The sequence below is a fragment of the Azohydromonas lata genome, assembly GCF_034427735.1.
In the GTDB taxonomy this organism is placed as follows: Bacteria; Pseudomonadota; Gammaproteobacteria; order Burkholderiales; family Burkholderiaceae_C; genus Azohydromonas; species Azohydromonas lata.
Genome location: NZ_JAXOJX010000109.1, coordinates 1 through 18,918, shown reverse-complemented (window position 1 = coordinate 18,918; position 18,918 = coordinate 1). Strand labels below are relative to the sequence as shown.

The 18,918-nt window shown below is 71.5% G+C and carries 21 protein-coding genes and 1 pseudogene; 15 read left to right on the top strand and 7 right to left on the bottom strand.

Features of this window, described 5'->3' with window-relative positions:
* From SM757_RS32755 to SM757_RS32735, 5 genes and pseudogenes are all read right to left on the bottom strand, one after another.
* Nucleotides 1-308: pseudogene (locus SM757_RS32755) on the bottom strand (hypothetical protein); the annotation flags it as partial.
* Entirely contained in the window at nt 305-1,225 is a 921-nt protein-coding gene (locus tag SM757_RS32750) for a GlcNAc-transferase family protein (protein WP_322468541.1), read from the bottom strand. The gene SM757_RS32750 and the pseudogene SM757_RS32755, both read right to left, overlap by 4 nt.
* A gap of 165 nt (nt 1,226-1,390) precedes the next feature.
* Entirely contained in the window at nt 1,391-1,768 is a 378-nt protein-coding gene (locus SM757_RS32745) for a hypothetical protein (RefSeq protein ID WP_322468540.1), read from the bottom strand.
* A gap of 186 nt (nt 1,769-1,954) precedes the next feature.
* Nucleotides 1,955-2,317 (bottom strand): hypothetical protein, encoded by a 363-nt coding sequence (locus tag SM757_RS32740; RefSeq protein WP_322468539.1) that lies wholly within the window; start codon nt 2,315-2,317, stop codon nt 1,955-1,957.
* A gap of 38 nt (nt 2,318-2,355) precedes the next feature.
* Complete coding sequence (locus SM757_RS32735) at nt 2,356-2,595, bottom strand: hypothetical protein (RefSeq protein WP_322468538.1); 240 nt, start codon at nt 2,593-2,595, stop codon at nt 2,356-2,358.
* Nucleotides 2,596-2,907: 312 nt separating this feature from the next.
* Between SM757_RS32735 and nifB the strand changes: the two genes are divergently transcribed.
* From nifB to SM757_RS32665, 14 genes are all read left to right on the top strand, one after another.
* Nucleotides 2,908-4,491 (top strand): nitrogenase cofactor biosynthesis protein NifB, encoded by a 1,584-nt coding sequence (gene nifB / locus SM757_RS32730; protein ID WP_322468537.1) that lies wholly within the window; start codon nt 2,908-2,910, stop codon nt 4,489-4,491.
* 33 nt (nt 4,492-4,524) lie between these two features.
* Entirely contained in the window at nt 4,525-4,719 is a 195-nt protein-coding gene (locus SM757_RS32725) for a 4Fe-4S dicluster domain-containing protein (RefSeq protein ID WP_066343101.1), read from the top strand.
* Nucleotides 4,720-4,745: 26 nt separating this feature from the next.
* Nucleotides 4,746-5,015 carry a nitrogen fixation protein NifZ gene (locus tag SM757_RS32720; RefSeq protein WP_066343102.1) on the top strand — a complete coding sequence of 90 codons (270 nt, stop codon included), beginning with the start codon at nt 4,746-4,748 and terminating at the stop codon, nt 5,013-5,015.
* 98 nt (nt 5,016-5,113) lie between these two features.
* On the top strand, nt 5,114-6,289 hold the full coding sequence (locus SM757_RS32715) for a cysteine desulfurase family protein (RefSeq protein WP_322468536.1): 1,176 nt from the start codon (nt 5,114-5,116) through the stop codon (nt 6,287-6,289).
* A gap of 75 nt (nt 6,290-6,364) precedes the next feature.
* A complete protein-coding gene (nifT, locus tag SM757_RS32710) occupies nt 6,365-6,577 on the top strand; it encodes a putative nitrogen fixation protein NifT (RefSeq protein WP_066343106.1) in 213 nt (70 codons plus the stop codon).
* 2 nt (nt 6,578-6,579) lie between these two features.
* Nucleotides 6,580-6,837: a hypothetical protein gene (locus SM757_RS32705; RefSeq protein ID WP_066343108.1), complete on the top strand. Its 258-nt coding sequence runs from the start codon at nt 6,580-6,582 to the stop codon at nt 6,835-6,837.
* 4 nt (nt 6,838-6,841) lie between these two features.
* On the top strand, nt 6,842-8,032 hold the full coding sequence (locus SM757_RS32700) for a DegT/DnrJ/EryC1/StrS family aminotransferase (RefSeq protein WP_066343110.1): 1,191 nt from the start codon (nt 6,842-6,844) through the stop codon (nt 8,030-8,032).
* Between the two features lie 292 nt (nt 8,033-8,324).
* Nucleotides 8,325-9,170, top strand: a complete 846-nt coding sequence (locus tag SM757_RS32695; RefSeq protein WP_066343111.1) for an SIR2 family NAD-dependent protein deacylase — start codon at nt 8,325-8,327, stop codon at nt 9,168-9,170.
* Between the two features lie 12 nt (nt 9,171-9,182).
* Entirely contained in the window at nt 9,183-10,784 is a 1,602-nt protein-coding gene (locus SM757_RS32690; RefSeq protein ID WP_322468535.1) for a flavin monoamine oxidase family protein, read from the top strand.
* Between the two features lie 27 nt (nt 10,785-10,811).
* The gene (locus SM757_RS32685) at nt 10,812-12,224 is read left to right on the top strand and encodes a (Fe-S)-binding protein (protein ID WP_322468534.1); all 1,413 of its coding nucleotides are present in this window, start codon (nt 10,812-10,814) and stop codon (nt 12,222-12,224) included.
* Nucleotides 12,225-12,603: 379 nt separating this feature from the next.
* The gene (locus tag SM757_RS32680; RefSeq protein ID WP_322468533.1) at nt 12,604-14,337 is read left to right on the top strand and encodes an ATP-binding protein; all 1,734 of its coding nucleotides are present in this window, start codon (nt 12,604-12,606) and stop codon (nt 14,335-14,337) included.
* Between the two features lie 38 nt (nt 14,338-14,375).
* Nucleotides 14,376-14,732, top strand: a complete 357-nt coding sequence (locus tag SM757_RS32675) for a ribonuclease HepT family protein (RefSeq protein WP_066342153.1) — start codon at nt 14,376-14,378, stop codon at nt 14,730-14,732.
* A 13-nt stretch (nt 14,733-14,745) separates the two neighbouring features.
* On the top strand, nt 14,746-15,105 hold the full coding sequence (gene cyaY / locus SM757_RS32670; RefSeq protein WP_238455950.1) for an iron donor protein CyaY: 360 nt from the start codon (nt 14,746-14,748) through the stop codon (nt 15,103-15,105).
* 31 nt (nt 15,106-15,136) lie between these two features.
* Nucleotides 15,137-15,400, top strand: a complete 264-nt coding sequence (locus SM757_RS32665) for a hypothetical protein (protein ID WP_066342154.1) — start codon at nt 15,137-15,139, stop codon at nt 15,398-15,400.
* Between the two features lie 58 nt (nt 15,401-15,458).
* Here SM757_RS32665 and SM757_RS32660 read toward each other — a convergent pair whose 3' ends face one another.
* Complete coding sequence (locus SM757_RS32660; RefSeq protein ID WP_322468532.1) at nt 15,459-16,001, bottom strand: SRPBCC family protein; 543 nt, start codon at nt 15,999-16,001, stop codon at nt 15,459-15,461.
* Nucleotides 16,002-16,222: 221 nt separating this feature from the next.
* Nucleotides 16,223-17,380: an MFS transporter gene (locus tag SM757_RS32655; protein ID WP_322468531.1), complete on the bottom strand. Its 1,158-nt coding sequence runs from the start codon at nt 17,378-17,380 to the stop codon at nt 16,223-16,225.
* Between the two features lie 164 nt (nt 17,381-17,544).
* On the opposite strand from SM757_RS32655, the gene SM757_RS32650 reads away from it, so the two are divergent.
* A partial coding sequence (locus SM757_RS32650) for a DUF4118 domain-containing protein (protein WP_322468530.1) occupies nt 17,545-18,918 on the top strand: 1,374 nt, incomplete at its 3' end.

Genomic DNA, 18,918 nt, shown 5'->3' with positions numbered 1-18,918 from the left:
GCCGGCGCGGTCGTCTTGACGGCAGCCTTCTTGGCGGCGGCCTTCTTCACCGCAGCCTTCTTCACGGCGGCCGTGGCCGCCGCCTGCGGCGCCACGGGCTTGGCGGCGGTGGCCTTGTCCGCCTTGTGCGGGGCCTTCTTGGCGGCGGGCTTGGCCGTCTTCGCAGCGGTTTTGGCCGCCTTGGCCGCAACGGCCGGAGCGGGCGCTTCAGCTTGGGCGGCCTCGGCCTGGCGGTTGCGGCGGGCGGGCGCGGGGCGGGCGTCGGCGGTGACGTCGGCCACGGCGGGGGCGGTGGACTTCTTTTTCAATCGGGGGCCCTGCAGATGCGGTTCGGGTAGTCGATGCCGGAGTGCTCGGCGAATTGCTGGAGGCTGCGCGCGCGGCCCAAGCCGTAGGCGCCGAGGTAGGCGTTGTCGTAGAGGAGGGCGCGCAGCCGTGCCTGGGAGGCGCGCTCCAGGTCCCACCAGCGGGTTGGGCGCGCGGCGTCGTCGCCCTCGGCCCAATGCACCGGGCGGCCGTCGCCGCGGTGGTAGAGGTGGTAGATCGGCAGATCCGGCACGTGGTGTATGTCCCAGCCGTGCGTCCAGGCGCGCACGGCCAGGTTCTGCTCCTCGCCGTGGAAGTAGAGCCAGGGGTCGTAGGGCACTTCGGCGATGAGGGCGCTGCGCGTGAACAGGCACCCGGCGCCGACGTGAAAGCCCGGCAGCGCCCCGCGCGCGGGCACGGCGCGGCTCCTGAAGGCCAGCACGGGCGAGTCGGCGCCCAGCGCCACGCCGGGCTGGGGCTCCAGCACCAGGGCGTGCCCGGGCAGGGGCCGGCGCACGGCCTGGCCGTCCACCATCTCGAAGGGCGCGGGATAGGTGGAGACGATGGCGCGCGGGTTGCGGGCCGACAGGGCTTCGAGCTGCTCCACCAGCAGCCGGTCCCAGTGCCGGTCGAACAGCATGTGCGCGTCCACCTGCAGGAAGTAGGGCTCGCCCTGGCAGTAGCTGGCGGCAATGGAGCGCGCCCAACACGGGCCGCGGCTGAAGCGGTGGTGCAGGTGCAGGTAGTGGATGGCGCCGGCGCGGCGGGCCAGCTCGGCGGGCGGCTCGGCGGGGGCGTCGGACTGGTCCACCACGGCAAAGCGCAGCGCACCCGGATCGGCCGCCTGCTCCAGCGCGTCTGCCACCGTGAGCCACAGGCGCGGATCACGGTAGGCGGCAATGCTGATGAAGATGCTCATGGCGGAAGGCGCGGGGCAAGCCGCGCCGCGCGCCGCGCCAGGGCACGGCGGCGATAGAAACTGAAAGGCCGGACGGATCAATCTTTCAGTTTATCGCCGGTGCATCAGTTTTACGCACTGCGCCGGGAGGCGCAGTGTTGCGCAGTGTTGGAAAGTGCCGCGCGGCTACAGCCCCAGATCCTCTTCGCGCGTGATCACCACCGGCCGGTTCTCCACGCGGGGGCGGGCGGAGTCCAGCCGCTCCACGCGGTTCACGCACAGCAGCCACTGGCCGGAGCGCAGCCGCCAGGCGGTGCGGCGCTCGTGGGCGATGGGGCGGGCAATCGGCAGCTCCCGCATGTCAAAGCCCACGGCCACGGCCGTGTGGTCGTGGCGTATCCAGCAGCGCCGGCCCTGGGCGTCCAGGCCGATCAGCTTGGTGGCCAGGGCTTGCTCGTCCTCGTGCTGCGTGAAGCGCCAGGGCAGCACCACCTCGTCCTCGTAGCCCGCGGGCATGGCCTCGCCCCAGGCCGGGATCAGGCTTTCTTCGATCAGGCTTCCCATAGCTCCATACCTCCATGCGCCGCGATGAATAGTTATGCACAACGTCGGCCGGGCAGCTTGCAAGCGACGGGCCAGGGCCATGTCCCCGGGCGCGCCGCCTTACGCCAGCCCTACGCCCCGACAAACCGGGCGGTCCGGCGCGCCGGGCCTGTCGGTTTTGTCGGCTGCCGCACAGGGCCGCGCCCGCTACAGGCCCAGGTCCTCCTCGCGCCTGAGCACGGCCGGGAGGTTTTGCACGCGGGGGCGGCAGGAGTCCAGGCGTTCGATGCGGTCCACGCACAGCAGCCATTGGCCGCAGCGCAGCCGCCAGGCGGTGCGGCGCTCGTGGGTGGTTGGGCGGGCGGTGGGCAGCTCCTCCTCGTCGAAGCCCTCGGCCACGGCCGTGTGGTCGTGGCGTATCCAGCAGCGCCGGCCGTGGGCGTCCAGGCCGACCAGCTTGGTGGCCAGGGCCTCCTCGTCCTCGTGCCGCCGCAGTGTCCAGGGCGGCACCACCTCGTTCTCGAAGCCGTCCGGCACGGCCTGGCACCAGTCCAAAGGCAAGGGATTCATCTCAAGGCTCCTTCCGGTGGCGGGTAGGGCGCAGGCGCTCAGGCCCCGTGCCGCACAGGCGGCACGGGCACGTCGGCGCACACGCGGTGGCGCTGCACGTCCACCCAGACCTTGGTGCCTATCAGGCGCGACCACACCTCGCCCACGCCGGGCACCGGCACGCGAAGGAACTGCATCCCCGCCAGGCTCACCACCGCCTCCAGCCCGCCGCCCGGGCACGCAACCACGCCGCGCAACAGCGCGGGCCGCCAGGCGGCGGCTTGCACACAGCTCTTCATGGATCACCTCCTTGCATCGTAATAAAGCGAACTACACAGCGTAACGTGAACCATGCAAGTCGCGGGCCAGCGCTGAAAAGCTGGCTGCATAACGGTTGGGGCAGAAGGCTGGCCCGTGCGGGCGGGCAGCGGCGCGGCCGGAGCGTGCGACAAGCCGCACAGGCGGCGCGTCGGGGAGGCGACGCGGCTTGTTGGGTTTGTCGCCTACCGCACAAGGCCAAGGGCCGCAAATGCTTGATTTCCCTTGGAAAGTTGAGTTGGCACAACTCTCGCAATGCAGGCTGCAACGACCGACCCTGGAGCAGCAGCCTCATGTCCACCGGCACCGCATTCGTGTCCATCGATGGCCTCAAGAAAGGCCGCCAGGCCGTGAGCGACATCCTCGAAGCCGCCGCCGGTGGTTGCGGCAGCACCGGTGGCGCCGGCAAGGCCAGTTGCGGCTCCTCCGCCGGCCCCGAGGACATGCCCCCGGAGATCTGGGACAAGATCAAGAACCACCCCTGCTACTCCGAAGAGGCCCACCACCACTACGCCCGCATGCACGTGGCCGTGGCCCCGGCCTGCAACATCCAGTGCAACTACTGCAATCGCAAGTACGACTGCTCCAACGAGTCGCGCCCGGGCGTGGTCAGCCAGAAGCTCACCCCTGAGCAGGCCGTCAAGAAGGTGCTGGCCGTGGCCAGCGAGATTCCGCAGATGACGGTGCTGGGCATCGCCGGCCCCGGCGACGCGCTGGCCAACCCGAAGAAAACCTTCGACACCTTCCGCATGCTCGCCGAGCAGGCCCCGGACATCAAGCTGTGCCTCTCCACCAATGGCCTGGCGCTGCCGGAGATGGTGGAGGAGATCTGCAAGTACAACATCGACCACGTCACGATCACCATCAACATGGTTGATCCCGCGATCGGCGAGAAGATCTACCCGTGGATCTTCTGGGACCACAAGCGCGTCACCGGCCTGGAGGCCGCCCGCATCCTGCACGAGCAGCAGATGAAGGGCCTGGAGATGCTCACCGCGCGCGGCGTGCTCACCAAGATCAACTCGGTGCTCATCCCCGGCATCAACGACGAGCACCTCATCGAGGTCAACCGCGAGGTCAAGAAGCGCGGCGCCTTCCTGCACAACATCATGCCGCTCATCTCCGAGGCCGAGCATGGAACGTACTTCGGCCTGAACGGCCAGCGCGGCCCCTCGGCGCAGGAGCTCAAGGCCGTGCAGGACGCCTGCATGGGCGGCGCCAACCTCATGCGCCACTGCCGCCAGTGCCGTGCCGACGCCGTGGGCCTGCTGGGCGAGGACCGCTCCGACGAGTTCACGCTGGACAAGATCGAGCAGATGGAGATCGTCTACGACCTCGACAAGCGCCGCGCCTACCAGGAGAGCGTCGAAGGCGAGCGCCAGGCCCAGCACGCGGCCAAGGAGTCCGCGCTGGCCGAGGCCGCCGCGGACGACGGGGTGGACGCGGACATGGCCGTGCTCGTTGCCGTGGCAACCGAGGGCCACGGCAAGGTCAACCAGCACTTCGGCCACGCCACCGAGTTCCAGATCTACGAGCTCAACAAGGCCGGCGCCATCTTCGTGGGCCACCGCCGCGTGGACCTGTACTGCCAGGGCGGCTTCGGCGAGGACGAGCAGTTGCCCTCCATCGTCAGCGCCATCAACGACTGCCACGCCGTGCTGGTGTCCAAGATCGGCGCCTGCCCGCGCGACGAGCTGCTGGCCGCCGGCATCGAGCCCGTGGACCGCTTCGCGCACGAATTCATTGAGAAGGCCGCATTGGGCTGGTTCGGCGAGTACCGCCAGCGCATCGCCCGCGGCGAGATCACCCACCAGCCGCGCGGCGACGCGCGCATCCGCCAAGGCGCCTATACGGGCGGCGCCGAAGCCGCGGCATAACAAAACCGTCCCGTTACTTTCAAGGAGTCCACCATGGCCTACAAGATCATCGCTTCCCAGTGTTCCGGCTGCTCGGCCTGCGAGGCCGAGTGCCCCAACCAAGCCATCCGCGAAAAGGGCGGCACCTTCATCATCGACCCGGCCAAGTGCACGGAGTGCGAAGGTTCCTTCGACTCGGCGCAGTGCGTGGCCGTGTGCCCGGTGGACGGCTGCATCAAGAAGGCTTGAACGCTTAACTCCTGAGGGGCCACACCATGATGGACCTGCGCGAACCCAAGTTTCCCTGGGGCCTGGAAGTCAAGGCCACGGTAGATCTCTACAACGACGGCAGCCTGCCGGACATCCCCGAGGACATGCTGCTGGTCGTGGCCGGCGGACCGGGCGAGATCGTGCAGGTGGGCCACCACTCCGAGGCCAACATCCCCATCTACATGGTCGACTTCGGCGTGTGCGTGCTGGGCTGCCTCGAAGAGGAGATCGAGCCCATGCGCTCCGCCGCTCCCCAGGAAGCGGCCGTCGCATGAGCCCCGCGTGCGCGCCGCGGCTGCCGCCGAGGACGGCCCGGGCCGTCCCTCGCCCAGGCACAGGCGCGCACGCCACTGATTGCAGGAGCAGCGCCCCAATGACCTCCCCCGCCGCACAAGCCGCCAACGTCGTCTACCTCGACCACAACGCCACCACGCGGCCGGTGCCTGAGGCGGTGGCGGCGATGGTGCAGGCGCTGCAGGCGAGCTGGGCCAACCCCTCGTCCGCCCACGGCCCCGGCCAGGACGCGCGCCGCGCGCTGGCCGCGGCGCGTGCGCGCGTCGCCGCCTTCCTGGGCTGCGGCGCGGCCGAGCTGGTCTTCACCAGCGGCGCCACCGAGGCCAACCACATGGCCCTGCTGGGCGCGCTGCAGATGAGCGGCCGCGAGCGCATCCTCATGTCCGCCGTGGAGCATCCGGGCTCGCAGGCGCTGGCGCAGCGGCTGCGCGGCCAGGGCGTGAAGGTGGACCTCATTCCCGTGGACGCGCAGGGCCGGCTCAGCCTGGCCGCGGCGCGCTCCCTCATCGCCGACGACGTGGCCGTGGTCAGCGTCATGGGCGCCAACAACGAAACCGGCGTGCTCATGCCCGTGGCCGAGGTCGCGGCGCTCGCGCGCTCGGCCGGCGCGCTCATGCACGTGGACGCCACGCAGCTCGCGGGCAAGGCGCCGCTGTCCTTCGCCGCCAGCGGGGCGGACCTCATGTCGGTCTCCGCGCACAAGCTCGGCGGCCCAAAGGGCGTGGGCGCGCTCATGGTGCGCAAGGGCGTGGCGCTGCCGGCGCTGCTGTCCGGCCGCCAGGAGCGCAACCGCCGCGGCGGCACCGAGAACCTGCCCGGCATCGCCGGCTTCGCCGCGGCCTGCGACCGCGCGGCGGCGACGCTCGCGGCCGACATCCGGCACATGGCGGCGCAACGCGCGCGGCTGGAAGCGGGCCTGGCGGCGGCGCTGCCCGGCGTGCACGTGTATGGCGCCGAGGCCGAGCGCCTGTGCAACACCCTGTGCCTGCGTTTCGGCACGCTGGACGCCGAGCAGGTGCTCATGAAACTGGAGCGCGCGGGCATCGTGGCCTCGTCGGGCGCGGCCTGCAGCGCCGGGGGCACGCAGCCCTCGCACGTGCTGCTGGCCATGGGCGAGAGCCCGCTGCATGCCAAGGCCGCGGTGCGGCTGTCGCTGGGTTTCGACACCACCGCCGCCGACATCGACGCCGCCATCGCCGCGGCCACCCAGGAACTCTTGCCGCTGCTGGCCGATGGGCTGGCGGCGGCGGCCTGACGCGGACGCCGCGGGCGGCCGTTGCGGGCGAACCCAACACAGCAATTTCTTAACCGGTTTTTCCAGGAGCTTTTGATGAAAGTGATGATCCGCAGAGACTCGAAGGGCATCTTGTCGGCCTACGTGCCCAAGAAGGACCTGGAGGAGCCCATCGTCTCGCAGGAGAAGGAAGCGCTGTGGGGCGGCACCGTGACGCTGGCCAACGGCTGGGTGCTGGCGCTGCCGGAGATGGCCGAGGGCACGGGGCTGCCCATCACGGTCGAGGCCAAGCGCCTGTCCGGAGACTGAGCATGGACGCCGCGCTGCTCCAGGAAGCGCTGGGCGTGGCCGAGGCCGCGGACACCGTGCGCCAGGCCGCGGCGGCGCTGCGCGAGCGCTATGCGCCGCTGCGCGTGATCGTGGTGGACGCCATGGACATGCGCCACGAGGCGCCCTCGGCCACCGGCACGCGCCGCGTGCTGTGGCTGGGCGCCAGCGACGGCCACTGCTGGACCGTCACCACCGACCCGGCGCAGGCCGCCGGCTTTTACCTGGCCGACAAGGGGTGAGCGCATGAATGCCGTCGTTGCGCAACAGGATGAAGACTTCGGCTTGTCCGACGAGGAAGAGCTGCTGCTGAGCGACCCCGACATGAGTGAGGTCGAGGTCGAGCTGGTCACGGCCGCGCTGGGCGAGCCCCACCTCTCGGCCGGGCGCATGGTGCAGCACTTCGAGAACTGCTTTGCCCGCTGGGTGGGCCGCAAGCATGCGGTGGCCGTCTCCAGCGGCACCATAGGCGCGTGGCTGGCGCTGCGGGCGCTGGACATCGGCCCGGGCGACGAGGTGATCGCCTCGCCCTACGGCTGGCACCAGGTGGCGCACGCGGTGGAGCTCACGGGCGCGCGGGTGGTGTTTTCCGACATCAACTACTGGTCCGGCTGCCTGGACCCGGTGCGCGCGGCCGACAAGGTCACGCCGGCCACCAAGGCCATCCTCGCGGGCAACACCAACGGCCACCCGGCCGCGTGGGACGAGTTCCGCAAGCTGGCGGATGCGCGCGGCATCAGGCTGGTGGAGGACTCCACCGAGGCGCTGGGCTCGCGCTTCCAGGGCCGCCTGGTGGGCACCTTCGGCGACCTGTCGGTGTTCGACTTCTCGCAGCCCTCGGCGCTGTGCTGCGGCGAGGGCGGCATGGTGGTGACGGACGACGACGTGCTGGCCTCGGAGCTGCGCTACCTGCGCTCGCGCTCCATCAAGGACCGCCGCTCCATCTCCGTCGGTTCGCGCGTGCCGCTGCAGGCGCTCATGAGCGAGCTCACCGCCGCGCTGGGCGCGGGGCAGTTGGCGCGCATCGACCGCATCCTCGAGAAGCGCAAGGCCGTGGAGGCCAACTACCTCGCGGAGATGCAGTCCTTCGAAGGCGTCAAGCCGCCCTACGTGGCGCCGGGCGTGGACGAGGTGCACTGGATGCTGTACGTGGTGCACCTGGGCAAGCGCTTCAGCGGCAGCGCGTGCAACGACATCCTCGAAGACCTGGAAACCGAGCTGATCGAGGCGGTGATGTACTGCATGCCCATGCACCAGCAGTTCCATTACACGCAGCAGGGATGGAAGCGCGGCGACCTGCCGCTGGCCGAGCGCATCGCCGACCGCGCGCTGGCCCTGCCGTTGCACACGCACCTGCTGCCCGGTCACATCAGGTTCATCGTCAAGACCCTGAAGGACTCCTCCATCAACGTGGGGGCGGGGGCGGCGATTTACTAGTGAACACGGCCAAGGCGGCGGGTGTGCACGAATCTTCGCGCATTCGCCGCCTTGGCCGATACGCCGGACGCAGAAGAAATGCCGTCATCCCGGCGAAGGCCGGGATCCACGCGCGCCAAGGCGGCGGCGTGGAGGGTGCCGCTGCGCACCCAAGCCCAACGGGGCAACGCAACAGTGTTCGTGGATCCCGGCCTTCGCCGGGATGACGACGTAGTCACTCACGGCCCGCATTGCGCAGTGCCTTCGGATCTTGCGCATAGGGCCTGAAACCCACATCCCTCGGAGAACCGCCATGACCTACGCCACCGTCCAAGAACTCCCCGCCGCCGTCGCCGAGGGCCTTGCCGCCGGCACCCTGGCGCCCTACCTGGGCCCGGGCATGCTGTCGCTGTGCGAGGGCACCACGCCCCCCGCCGACCCGCTCGCGCTGGTCGCGGTGCTCACGGCCAAGGTGTCGGTGCCGGGCAAGATCAAGAACCGCCTCACCGCCGCGGCGCAGTTCATCGAGAACTTCAAGCACCGCAAGTCGCTGGTGAAGGCCATGGACGAGGCCTATGCCGCGGCCGCCACGCCGTCCGCGCTGCACCAGTGGATCGCCGCGCTGCCCGCGCCGCTGGTGGTGGACGCCTGGTACGACGACACGCTGCGCCAGGCGCTTTGCGCGCGCAGCGACTGGGCCGAGGTGCAGGGCCTGGCGCAAAGCGAGCACTTCGGCACCTGGACGGGCTGGTACGACGCCGCGGGCGCCGCTTGCCCCGACCCGGTGGCCGGCGCCAAGACCATCTACTACAAGCCCTGGGGCGGGCACCTGCCTGCCTCCAACTACCTCGTGTCCGACAGCGACTACGTGGAAGTGCTCACCGAGATCGACATCCAGACGCCCATTCCCGCCGAGGTGCAGCAGCGCCGCGCGTCGCTGGGCTTCGTGTTCCTGGGTTGCCGTTTCAACGACCAGCTCCCGCGCGCCTTCGCCCGCCAGATCATGAAGCGCTCCCAGGGCCCGCACTACGCGGTGATGGCCGAGGAGCCCACGCGCATGGAGGCGCGCTTCTTCGAGGAGCAGGGCATCACCCGCATCGCGCTGCCGCTGGCGGCGGTGGCTGCCGCGCTGGTGGGCAAGGCCACGGCCGCGGCCTGAGGGGAGCCGGCCATGCTGGACGTCGCGGTCGTTGGCGGCGGTTTGTGCGGGCTGGCGCTGGCGCACAGCCTGCAGGCCCGCAAGCTGGATTGGGCCCTGTTCGAGGCGCGGCCACGCCTGGGCGGGCGCGTGCTGACGGTGGCCTCCTCGCGCGGGCTGCCGCTGGACCTGGGCCCAACGTGGTTCTGGCCGGCCACGCAGCCCTCGGTGGCGCGGCTGGTGGCCGACCTGGGCCTGGCCACCGTGGCGCAGGCCGACGACGGCCACGTGCTGCTGCTGGACGACCCCAACCGCGCGCCGCGCCTAGCGGCCTTCGACCCGCGCACGGGCTCGCCCGCACCGCAGGGCACGCCCGCGCAGCCGGATGCGCTGCACGCGGGCGCACGGCGCCTGGCCGGCGGCATGGGCGCCCTCGTCGCCGCGCTGCAGCAGCGGCTGGAGCCGGCGCGCCTTCACCTGGAACACGCCCTGGAGGCGGTGACGGACTTCGGCACCCACGTCGAGCTGGAGCTGCGCCAGGGCGAGGCGCTGGTCAAGGTGCAGGCCCGCCGCGTGGTGCTGGCGCTGCCGCCGCGCCTCGTGGCGGCCTCGGTGTTCTTCGAGCCCGCGCTGCCGGCCGATCTCACGCAGGTGCTGCAGGCCACGCCCACGTGGATGGCGGCCGCCGCCAAGGCGGTGCTGGCCGTGCCGCGCCCGCTGTGGCGCGAGGAGGGCCACACGGGCAACGCCTGGTCCACGCACGCGCAGGCCGTGCTGGCCGAGACCTTCGATGCCAGCCCGGCTGAGCCCGCGGCCGCGGGCGCGGCGCTGGCGGGCTTCGTGGCGCTGGACCCCGACCAGCGCCGCCACTTCGAGCGCAGCCTGCCGCTGCTGGTGGAAAGCCAGGTGGCCATGCTGTTCGGCCCGCAGGCGGTGGAGCAGGGCGAGGTGCACTTGCAGGACTGGGCACAGGAGCCCTGCACCTGCGCCGCGGCCGACCTGGCCGACGGCGCCACGGGCGGGCATCCGGCCTACGGGCATGCGCAACTGCAGGACGCCCACTGGACGGGCCGGCTGTGGTTCGCGGGCAGCGAGAGCGCGCGCAGCGGCGGCGGCTACCTGGAAGGGGCGCTGGTGGCCGCGGCACGGGTGCGGCGCCAGTTGGACGAGGCGGCGGCCGCGGACGCGAACGAAAACGCCCTGCAGCGCTTCGACCTCTGGATGCGCCAGCAGCGCGAGGACGCGCTGCAGCGCTACCGCCACCAGGTGCACGCCGCGCTGTCGCAGCAGCGCGACGCGCAGCTCACGCAGCAGGCGCTGCTGGGCGCGATGGAGTCGCTGTACGCCGACGCGCTCACCGAGCTGCGCCGGCTCCCGCTGGCCACCGCCGCGCTGCCGGTGGAGCAGGGCCGGCACGCGCTCACGCCGCGGGTGCTTCAACCCTTCCTTGGCCTGGCCGACGAGCTGCTGGAGGAGGCCGTGCGCTTCAACCGCACCTCGTGCGCGCTGTCCAACTTTCCCTTCGAGCACAAGCCGGACGCGCAGTACGTCAAGACCATTCGCCGCGACCTCGCCGCGGCCTGGCAGGACTTCGCGCTGCAGGTCAACGAGCAGTTGCGTGGCAAGGCGGCCTGAGCCCGCCCGCGACACGAGCCGACGAACATGAAACTGGAACTCGACTGGAGCGCCTACGACGCCTATGGGCAGGGCGATGCCTATGCGGCCATCCCGGCCACGGGCGACGGATTCGGCAAGGCCGCGGCGCTGTGCATAGGTAGCCGCCAGTGCCAGAAGAAGGCGGCCGACAAGGGCGTGATGTGCCCCAGCTTCCGCCTCACCGGCGAGGATTTGCACAGCACCCGCGGGCGGGCGGCGATGCTGCGGGATGCGCTGGACGGGAAGCTGGGCGAAGACGCCCTTGCGCGGCCCGCCATCGCCGAGGCCATGGACCTGTGCGTGGCCTGCAAGGGCTGCAAGCGCGAGTGCCCCAACGGCGTGGACATGGCCGCGCTGCGCGCGGAGACGCTGGCGCAGCGCTGGCGCCGGCAGCGCCCGCCGGTGCGCGCGCGCTTCTTTGCCCAACTGCCGCGCTGGCTGCCGCACCTGCGCAAGGTGCGGGCGCTGCTGGCGCTGCGCGACAAGTTGCCGGGGGCGGCGCTGGTGAGCGAGCGGCTGCTGGGCCTGTCGGCGCGGCGGCGGCTGCCGCAGCCCCCGGCGCGCAGCTTCATGCAGCAGTTGCCGCAGCGCCCGGAGCCGGCCGAGCCGGTGCGCGAGGTGGTGCTGCTGGTGGACTGCTTCTCGAACCACCTGGAGCCCAACGTGGCGCGCGCCGCGCTGGACGTGCTGCACGCCGCGCGCTACCGCGTGCACCTGCTGCGCGCCACGGACGGCAGCGGCGACCTGTGCTGCGGCCGCGCGGCCTGGTCGGCCGGGCTGGTGGACGAGGCGCGCGCGCATGCGGGCCGGCTGCTGGCGGCGCTCGCGCCGCACCTGGCGGCGGGGCGGCCGGTGATCGGCCTGGAGCCCTCGTGCCTGAGCATGCTGCGCGACGAGGTGGGCATGCTTGGGCTGGAGGCCCAAGCCGTGCAGGCGCTGATGAAGCAGGCGCTGATGCTGGAGGAGTTCCTGGCCCGCGAGCTGGACGCCAAGCGCCTGGTGCTGCCGGTGGTGCCCCTGTCCGGCGTGGTGGCCACGCGCGTGCACGTGCACGGCCACTGCCACCAGAAGGCGCACGGCACGCTCAAGGCGCTGCGCAAGCTGCTGGGCAAGTTGCCGGGGCTGCAGGTGGAGTGGATCGAATCAAGCTGCTGCGGCATGGCGGGCAGTTTTGGCTACGAGGCCGAGCACTACGGCCACTCCATGGCGATGGCCGAGCTGTCGCTGCTGCCCGCGGTGCGCGCCGCGGCGGCGGACGACCTGATCTTGGCCAGCGGGACGAGCTGCCGGCAGCAGATACGCGACGGCGCCGGCAGGGAGTCGCTGCACCTGGCCGAGCTGCTGCAGGCGGCGCTGGCGGTGACGCCGGGGGTTTTGAATGCGGCTGGTGCTGGTGCAGGGGCGCTGGCCGAAAGCTGATGGACCTCGCGCCCTACTTCGTCATCCCCGCGCAGGCGGGGATCCAGGCGGTCCCACGCCGGATCGCAAGCGGCGATGCCGGCGCGACGGGGACAGCGTGCCGGCGGTTCGAAGGCGCCGCCTTGGCATTCGTGGATGCCCGCTTTCGCGGGCATGACGGGTTGGAAGGCAAGGCGCCTCGGCTGCCGGGATGCCGGCGCAGTTCCCACACCTCCGCTTCCCGCCGGCCTGGGGGCCGCCTGGATTCCCGCCTGCGCGGGAATGACGAAGTAGAGGGCGCGGCGTCTCGGCTCACGGGTTGCGGCAGCCGGCCGCCGCGTCCCCGCCAGCCCGACTTCCGCCCAGCCTGATCCCCGCCCACCGCCTCCAGGAGCCCCGCATGAAACTGCAACTCGACCGCCCCCACGCCCTGGCCCTGGCCGAGGCGCATCCGGAGCTGGGCTGGCTGCACGGCCAGTTGCGCTTTGGCCACCGCATCGAGGTCGCTTCCACGGCCATGCCGGTGGCGGCGCTGGAGTCGCTGGCGCAGCTGTACGAGGACGCCGGCGCCGCCCTGGCCGGGCGCGCGGCGCAACTGCGCGCCCTCGTGGCCGCGCTGCGCTCGGACGAGCCCCGCTTCAAGCCCGGCGACGAGCTCGAAGCCCTGCTGCCCGCCCTGGTGCGCCACCTCGCCCGCGATGCTTCAACCACCGGCGCGCGCGGCTGGCTGTTCGCGGCCAACGCCCTGGGCAAGCCGCTGGCGTGGCTGGTGACGCGGCTGGACTTCATCCCGGGCTCGCAGGAGGAAAACGCCAAGCTGGTGGTGGAGCTCAAGGCGCACGCGCGCGCGGGCGTCATCACGCAGACGCTGCGCCTGGCCGAGGCCGACCTGCGCGCCGCGCCCCCACAGGGGCTCACCATCGCCGCGCTGCTGGCGGCCAAGGGCTTTATTCGCGAAACGCCCCCGCTGCTGGCCGCCTACGACGCCACGGCCGAGCGCTACTTCGAGTGGCGCGGGCGCTACGGCGCGCAGTTCTCGGGGCAGGGCCTGGGCTTCCACGCCGAAGACCCTTCGGCCACCCACCGCGACACGGACTGGGCGCGCAAGGACCAGATCGTCCTCAACAGCGGCGGCGGCGCGGCCCGCCTGGTCAACGACGAGGGCGTGCTGCCCCCGCGCGGCGCGCTGCTGGACAGCCCCGGCGACATCCTCGGCCCCTACCTGCGCCGCGCCGCCAAGAGCAGCGACTTCGATTGCGAGGACGAGGTCAAGGCGCTCAAGGAGAGCCTGCCGCCCGGCCTCTTCACCGCGCTGCCGGTGCACGCCTACCTCTTCATGTTCCACCTGGGCCTGCACCAGCACCTGTGGGTGCACGCCGACGATGTGCTGCCCTACGTCTACACGCCCGCGCTCAAGGACAAGCTCGTCCTGCCGCCGGAGCAGACCGAGCTGATCGACATCCTCACGGCCGAGATGGACGTGCTCATGGACGACGTGGTGGCGGGCAAGTCCGGCGGCACCACGGTGCTGTGTGCCGGCCCCGCGGGCGTGGGCAAGACGCTCACGGCCGAGGTCTATGCCGAGGTGATCGGCCGGCCGCTGTACCGCGTGCACTCGGGGCAGTTGGGCCTGTCGGTGGCGGCCATGGAAACGGCGCTCAAGGAGGCGCTCACCCGCGCGCAGCGCTGGGGCGCGGTGATGCTCATCGACGAGGCCGACGTCTACATCCGCAAGCGCAGCGACGACATCGCCGCCAACGCCGTGGTGGGCGTGTTCCTGCGCGTGCTGGAGTACTTCGACGGGCTGCTGTTCCTCACCACCAACCGCATGGACGACATCGACGAGGCCATCCTCTCGCGCTGCATCGCCCTCATCCGCTACCACGCGCCGGACCTCGCGGCGCGCGAGCGCATCTGGGGCGTGATGGCGGCGCAGTTCGGCCTGGCGCTGCAGGAGGGCGTGTGCGCGCAGCTCGCCGCCACCTACCCGCAGGCCACGGGGCGCGACATCAAGGGCCTGGCCAAGCTGGTGGCCAAGACCTGCCGTCACCTGAACCTCCAACCCACGCTGGACGTGTTCGCCCGCTGCGCCATGTTCCGCGCCCTGGACCCGGCCGCGCCGGCCCATGGCTGAGCCCTCCCTGAACCCCTTACGCGCCCCGCGCCTGACCCATGTACCACCGCTCGCTCTACGACATCGTGATGGACACCGGACGCTCCATCCAGGAGCTCACGCGCGAGATGCAGGGTGAGGAGGAGCTGTTCGCCAGCACGCTGACGCTGCGCGCGGTGGAGGCGCAGCTTTTGATCATGGCCCACACCCTGGGCAACATGACCCCGGCGCTGCACAGCCGGCTCATGGAGGTGGACTGGATCGGCTGGGCCACCCTGCACGACAAGCTGCGCCGCGGTATTCAGCCCCGGCGCGAGGAAATCTGGTATGCCGTCAGCGCCCTGGTGCCCCAGTCCATGACGCTGCTGTCCGAACTGCGCCGCAAGCAGCCGGTGTGGTTCGAAATCAATTACTGAAAGGGAATTTCCCGTGAGCGCCACCCTGGAAACCACGCCGCTGTCCGACCTGGAATACCGGCAAATCACCAGCGCCATACTCTCCAATATCGAGACAACGCTGGACCGCTGGCTGGAGGAAATCGACCTGGACGTCGATACCCGCCGCAGCGGCGGCCTGCTGGAATTGGTGTTCCCCAACCGCACGCACATCGTGATCAATACCCAGCCGCCGCTGCAGGAATTGTGGATGGCGGCCAAGAGCGGCGGTTTTCACTACCGCTGCGTGCAGGGCCGCTGGCTGGACCGCGAGGGCAAGGAGTTTTATGAGGCCCTGTCCGAATGCGCCAGCGAGCAGGCGGGCAAAACGCTGAAATTCACGCCGCCGAATTGACGGTACCGGCAAATATTTGAGTTTTCGCGCCATGGCCATCATTCAACCCAGCACCCTGGTGATCGCGGAAATGATCACCCACGATTTCATCTGGCACGGCGCGGGCGCCACCTGCGACGAGGCGCGCGAGGCGCTGCTGTCGGCTTGGGCGCGGCACCGCGGCGAGGTGACGGCCCAATTCCCGCAACTGGAAGCGACGCTGCCGCCAGCCGGGAAAATGCAATCCCACTTCAAGATCACTTACCGCGAATACGAGCGGGGCGGCGGGTATCGCGGCGACGATCGCCTGGTTTGAAAGCCGTGGGCGCCGGCCTGTGCCGCGGCCCACGGCACAGGGGTGCGGCGCGGCCGGCTTACTTGCTCGTCAGTTGTTCCCGCAGCCCGTCAAACCCGGCCTTGTAGATGCCGGCAACGATGTCCTTGGCCTTGGCGTCGTCCACCGCCTCGGAGCGCACGGCGTCGAAATCGCTTTTCCAGGTGATGCGGCTGCCCTTGCCGGCGGCCTGCACGCTCAGCGTGGACACATAGTGGGCCACGGGCAGCGGAGATTCCACGATCTCATAGCGCATGCGGTGCGCACCGGCATCCAGCGCCTGCAGTTTCTCGACGATGACGGCGCCGTCCCGGGTGGTGACTTTGCGCACCGCGCCTTTCTTGTTGTCCTGGCCGGCCGTCAACTGGGTTTGGGCCACGACGGGGTGCCAGGCCAGGCTGGAGAATGTCCCAATCGCCTGCCAAACCACGGCGGGCGGCGCGTCCAGGGTCGTGGTTTCTTCGACATGCAAGGCACCGGCCGCCGAGGCGGTGCCCGCCAGCAGGCCCAGGCCCCAGGCGCAAGCCAGGCCGAAGATATTCATGCGGTATTTCATGCGCGTGTCTCCCGTGTCGTGTGACATGACGGGCGGATTCTAGGAAGCGGTTCTCCACAAAAGCCCGGCCCGACCGGCCGCGGGTAAATGACTCCCCAGGGCGCGGGCAAATTGCCCGCCACCGGTGCGTTCAAGCCCAAACCAGGCCGCAGCTTTTAATTCGCCGGCCTTGCGCAAATTCATTTTCTGGGCCAGAGGCGCGGACACGGCCGCGCGGCGCCAGGCTTGGGCCGCCGCAGCGCTGCGCCTCAGGCCCTTTGCGGCCGCAACGCCCGCGCACCCGCCAGCGCCAGCAGCAGGGAAAAGACCACCACCGTGGCCAGCCCTGCCGTGAGCGAGAGGTGCTGGGCGATGAAGCCGATCACCGGCGGCCCGGCCATGAAGCCCAGGTAGCCCATGGAGGACACCGCCGCGATGCCGTTGGCCGCCGGCACGCCCGGCAACCGCGACGCGGCGGCAAACAGCACCGGGATGACGTTGGCCAGCCCTAAACCCACCAGCGCGAAGCACGCCAGCGCCAGCGCCGGGTGGCGCCCAAGCAGCGCCACGGCCATGCCGGCGGCCGCCAGCAGCGCGCTGGCGGTCATGAGACTGTGCGCGGGCCAGCGCGCGCGGGCCCAGTCGCCACCGAGCCGCGCCAGCCCCATGGCCACGGAGAAGCTGGCGTAGGCCAGCGCCGCCAGCGCGGGCGCGCTGCCGAGCTCGCGCTGCATGTAGAGCACGCTCCAGTCGTACATGGCGCCCTCGGCCACCAGGCCGATCGCGGCCAGCGCGCCCAGGGCCCACAGCACGCCGCGCCCGCGCGCGCCAAAGCTGCGGCTGTCGGCCGCGGCGTGGGCGTCCGGCGGCGTCACGGGCAGCGTTGGGCGGGTGGCCCACCACAGGGCCAGCAGCGCGGCTGTGCCGGTAGCGGCCAGGTGCAGGGCGGGCTCGGCCTGCAGCCGCAGCAGCAGGCTGCCGAAAGCGGCGCCGGCCATGCCGCCGAAGCTGAAGAGGGCGTGGAAGCGGCTCATCAGCCGCTGGCCGCTGGCGTGCTCCAGCGCCGAGCCGCCGGCGTTCATGGCCACGTCGTAGACGCTGCCGGCCGCGCCGAACACCATCATGGTGGCCAGCAGCAAGGGCCAGGCGTGGCTGGCCAGCAGCAGCGTGAGCGACAGCGCCGCCACCACGCCCGTGAGCAGCGCTACGCGCTGCGGCCCCCAGCGGCCCACCCAGCGCCCGGCAAAGGCCAGCCCGCCCAGGGCGCCCACGCCGGCGGCCAGCATGGTCAGCGCCAGCGTCTGCTCGTCGAGGGCGTAGTGCGCGCGCACCGTGGGCACGTGCACGCCCCAGGTGGCGAAAAGAAAACCGCTGACGAAGAACTGCAGGCGCACGGCCCACACGGGCCGATCAAGAGACAAGGGCATGGGGAAGACGAGACGCGGAACGTGGGAAGGGCAGGCGGGCAGCGGCGCGGCGCCATGCCGGCGCGAGGCCCACCGGGGGCAAGTGTCGCGCCCGGCACGCGGCGGCACCGGGGGCCGCGGCGTCCTTATGCCTTCCTGATGCGGCCGCTGCTACGGTGCGCACCATGGACACAGAGCATCACTTCCCGTGGCACGCCTTGCGCCGGCTGCCGGCCGCCGCGGTGTGGGCGGCGGCTTGGGCCGCCATGCTGGCGCTGGACGGCCGGGTGGACTTGGCCAACCTGGCGATGCTGCCGGTGCTGGCCTCGGCGCTGGCCACGCTGTGGCTGCCCATCGCGCCCTCGCTGCTGCTGACGCTGGCGTCGGTGCTGGCCTTCAACTGGGCCTTCGTCCCGCCGCGCCACGACTTCACGGTGGACCTGCGCCAGGACGCGCTGCTGTTGGGCGCCATGCTGCTGGTCAGCGCCCTGGTGGCGGGGCTGGTGGCGCGCCAGCGCCGGCTGGCCGACAGCGCCCGCCACCACGCCGCGCAGGCCGAGCAGTTGCGCCGCTTCGCCGAGGCGCTGCGCGACGCCGAGGCGCCCGCGCAGCAGGGCGCGCTGCTGCGCCAGGCCCTGCAGCAGCTCTGGGGCGCCGAGCCCGCGCTGCTGCTGCTGCAGGACGCGCTGCCGGACAGCGACGACCCGCAGGCCGTGCTGAACCTGGGCACGGCCGACGCCGACGCGCGGGCCGGCCTGTGGCAATGCCTGCGCCAGGCGCGCGCCTTCGGCCCCGGCACGGGCGCGCACGGCGAGCTGCGGCAGTGGTATTTGCCGCTGCGCGGGCGGCAGGCGGCCTTTGGCGCCGCGGTGCTGGCGCTGGACGCGCTGCCGCCCGCCACGCACGAAGTGGAGGCGCTGCGCCGCCAGGCGCAGGCGCTGTGCGACCAGGCGGGGCTGTCGCTGCAGCGGCTGCAGGCGCAGCGCGCGGCCGAGCGAGCGCGCGAGCAGGCGCAGGCGCAAGGGGTGCGCAACGCGCTGCTGGCGGCCATCTCGCACGACTACCGCACGCCGCTGGCGGCCATCCTGGGCGCGGCCACGTCGCTGCTGGAGCAGGGCGAGCGGCTGACGCCAGCGCAGCGCGGGCGGCTGGCGCGCAGCATCGTGGACGAGACCACGATGCTCAGCCGCCTCACCGACAACACGCTGCAACTGGCGCGGCTGGACGCGCCGGGCGTGCAGTTGCGGCTGGACTGGGAATCGGCCGAGGAGATCGTGGGTGCGGTGCTGCGCCGCGTGCGCCCGCACGACCCGGGCCGGCGCGTGCGCGCCTGGCTGGCGCCGGGGCTGCCGCTGCTGCGCTGCGACGCGCTGCTGCTGGCCCAACTGCTGGAGAACCTGGTGGACAACGCGCTGAAGTACAGCGAGGCGCCGGCGCCGGTGGAGCTGGCCGTGCAGCCGCGCCCGGGCCACGTGGTGCTGGCCGTGCGCGACCGCGGCCCCGGCGTGGCGCCGGGCTGGCGCGAGAAGGTGTTCGAGGTGTTCCAGCGCGGCGAGCCG

Coding starts and splice junctions, on each gene's coding strand:
- SM757_RS32735 (WP_322468538.1), bottom strand. CDS start 2,595: ATGAAGAGCTGTGTGCAAGCCGCCGCCTGGCGGCCCGCGCTGTTGCGC.
- SM757_RS32685 (WP_322468534.1), top strand. CDS start 10,812: ATGAAACTGGAACTCGACTGGAGCGCCTACGACGCCTATGGGCAGGGC.
- SM757_RS32675 (WP_066342153.1), top strand. CDS start 14,376: ATGTACCACCGCTCGCTCTACGACATCGTGATGGACACCGGACGCTCC.
- nifT (WP_066343106.1), top strand. CDS start 6,365: ATGAAAGTGATGATCCGCAGAGACTCGAAGGGCATCTTGTCGGCCTAC.
- SM757_RS32720 (WP_066343102.1), top strand. CDS start 4,746: ATGATGGACCTGCGCGAACCCAAGTTTCCCTGGGGCCTGGAAGTCAAG.
- SM757_RS32750 (WP_322468541.1), bottom strand. CDS start 1,225: ATGAGCATCTTCATCAGCATTGCCGCCTACCGTGATCCGCGCCTGTGG.
- SM757_RS32705 (WP_066343108.1), top strand. CDS start 6,580: ATGGACGCCGCGCTGCTCCAGGAAGCGCTGGGCGTGGCCGAGGCCGCG.
- SM757_RS32680 (WP_322468533.1), top strand. CDS start 12,604: ATGAAACTGCAACTCGACCGCCCCCACGCCCTGGCCCTGGCCGAGGCG.
- SM757_RS32660 (WP_322468532.1), bottom strand. CDS start 16,001: ATGTCACACGACACGGGAGACACGCGCATGAAATACCGCATGAATATC.
- SM757_RS32690 (WP_322468535.1), top strand. CDS start 9,183: ATGCTGGACGTCGCGGTCGTTGGCGGCGGTTTGTGCGGGCTGGCGCTG.
- nifB (WP_322468537.1), top strand. CDS start 2,908: ATGTCCACCGGCACCGCATTCGTGTCCATCGATGGCCTCAAGAAAGGC.
- SM757_RS32665 (WP_066342154.1), top strand. CDS start 15,137: ATGGCCATCATTCAACCCAGCACCCTGGTGATCGCGGAAATGATCACC.
- SM757_RS32715 (WP_322468536.1), top strand. CDS start 5,114: ATGACCTCCCCCGCCGCACAAGCCGCCAACGTCGTCTACCTCGACCAC.
- SM757_RS32655 (WP_322468531.1), bottom strand. CDS start 17,380: ATGCCCTTGTCTCTTGATCGGCCCGTGTGGGCCGTGCGCCTGCAGTTC.
- SM757_RS32740 (WP_322468539.1), bottom strand. CDS start 2,317: ATGAATCCCTTGCCTTTGGACTGGTGCCAGGCCGTGCCGGACGGCTTC.
- SM757_RS32745 (WP_322468540.1), bottom strand. CDS start 1,768: ATGGGAAGCCTGATCGAAGAAAGCCTGATCCCGGCCTGGGGCGAGGCC.
- SM757_RS32700 (WP_066343110.1), top strand. CDS start 6,842: ATGAATGCCGTCGTTGCGCAACAGGATGAAGACTTCGGCTTGTCCGAC.
- SM757_RS32725 (WP_066343101.1), top strand. CDS start 4,525: ATGGCCTACAAGATCATCGCTTCCCAGTGTTCCGGCTGCTCGGCCTGC.
- SM757_RS32695 (WP_066343111.1), top strand. CDS start 8,325: ATGACCTACGCCACCGTCCAAGAACTCCCCGCCGCCGTCGCCGAGGGC.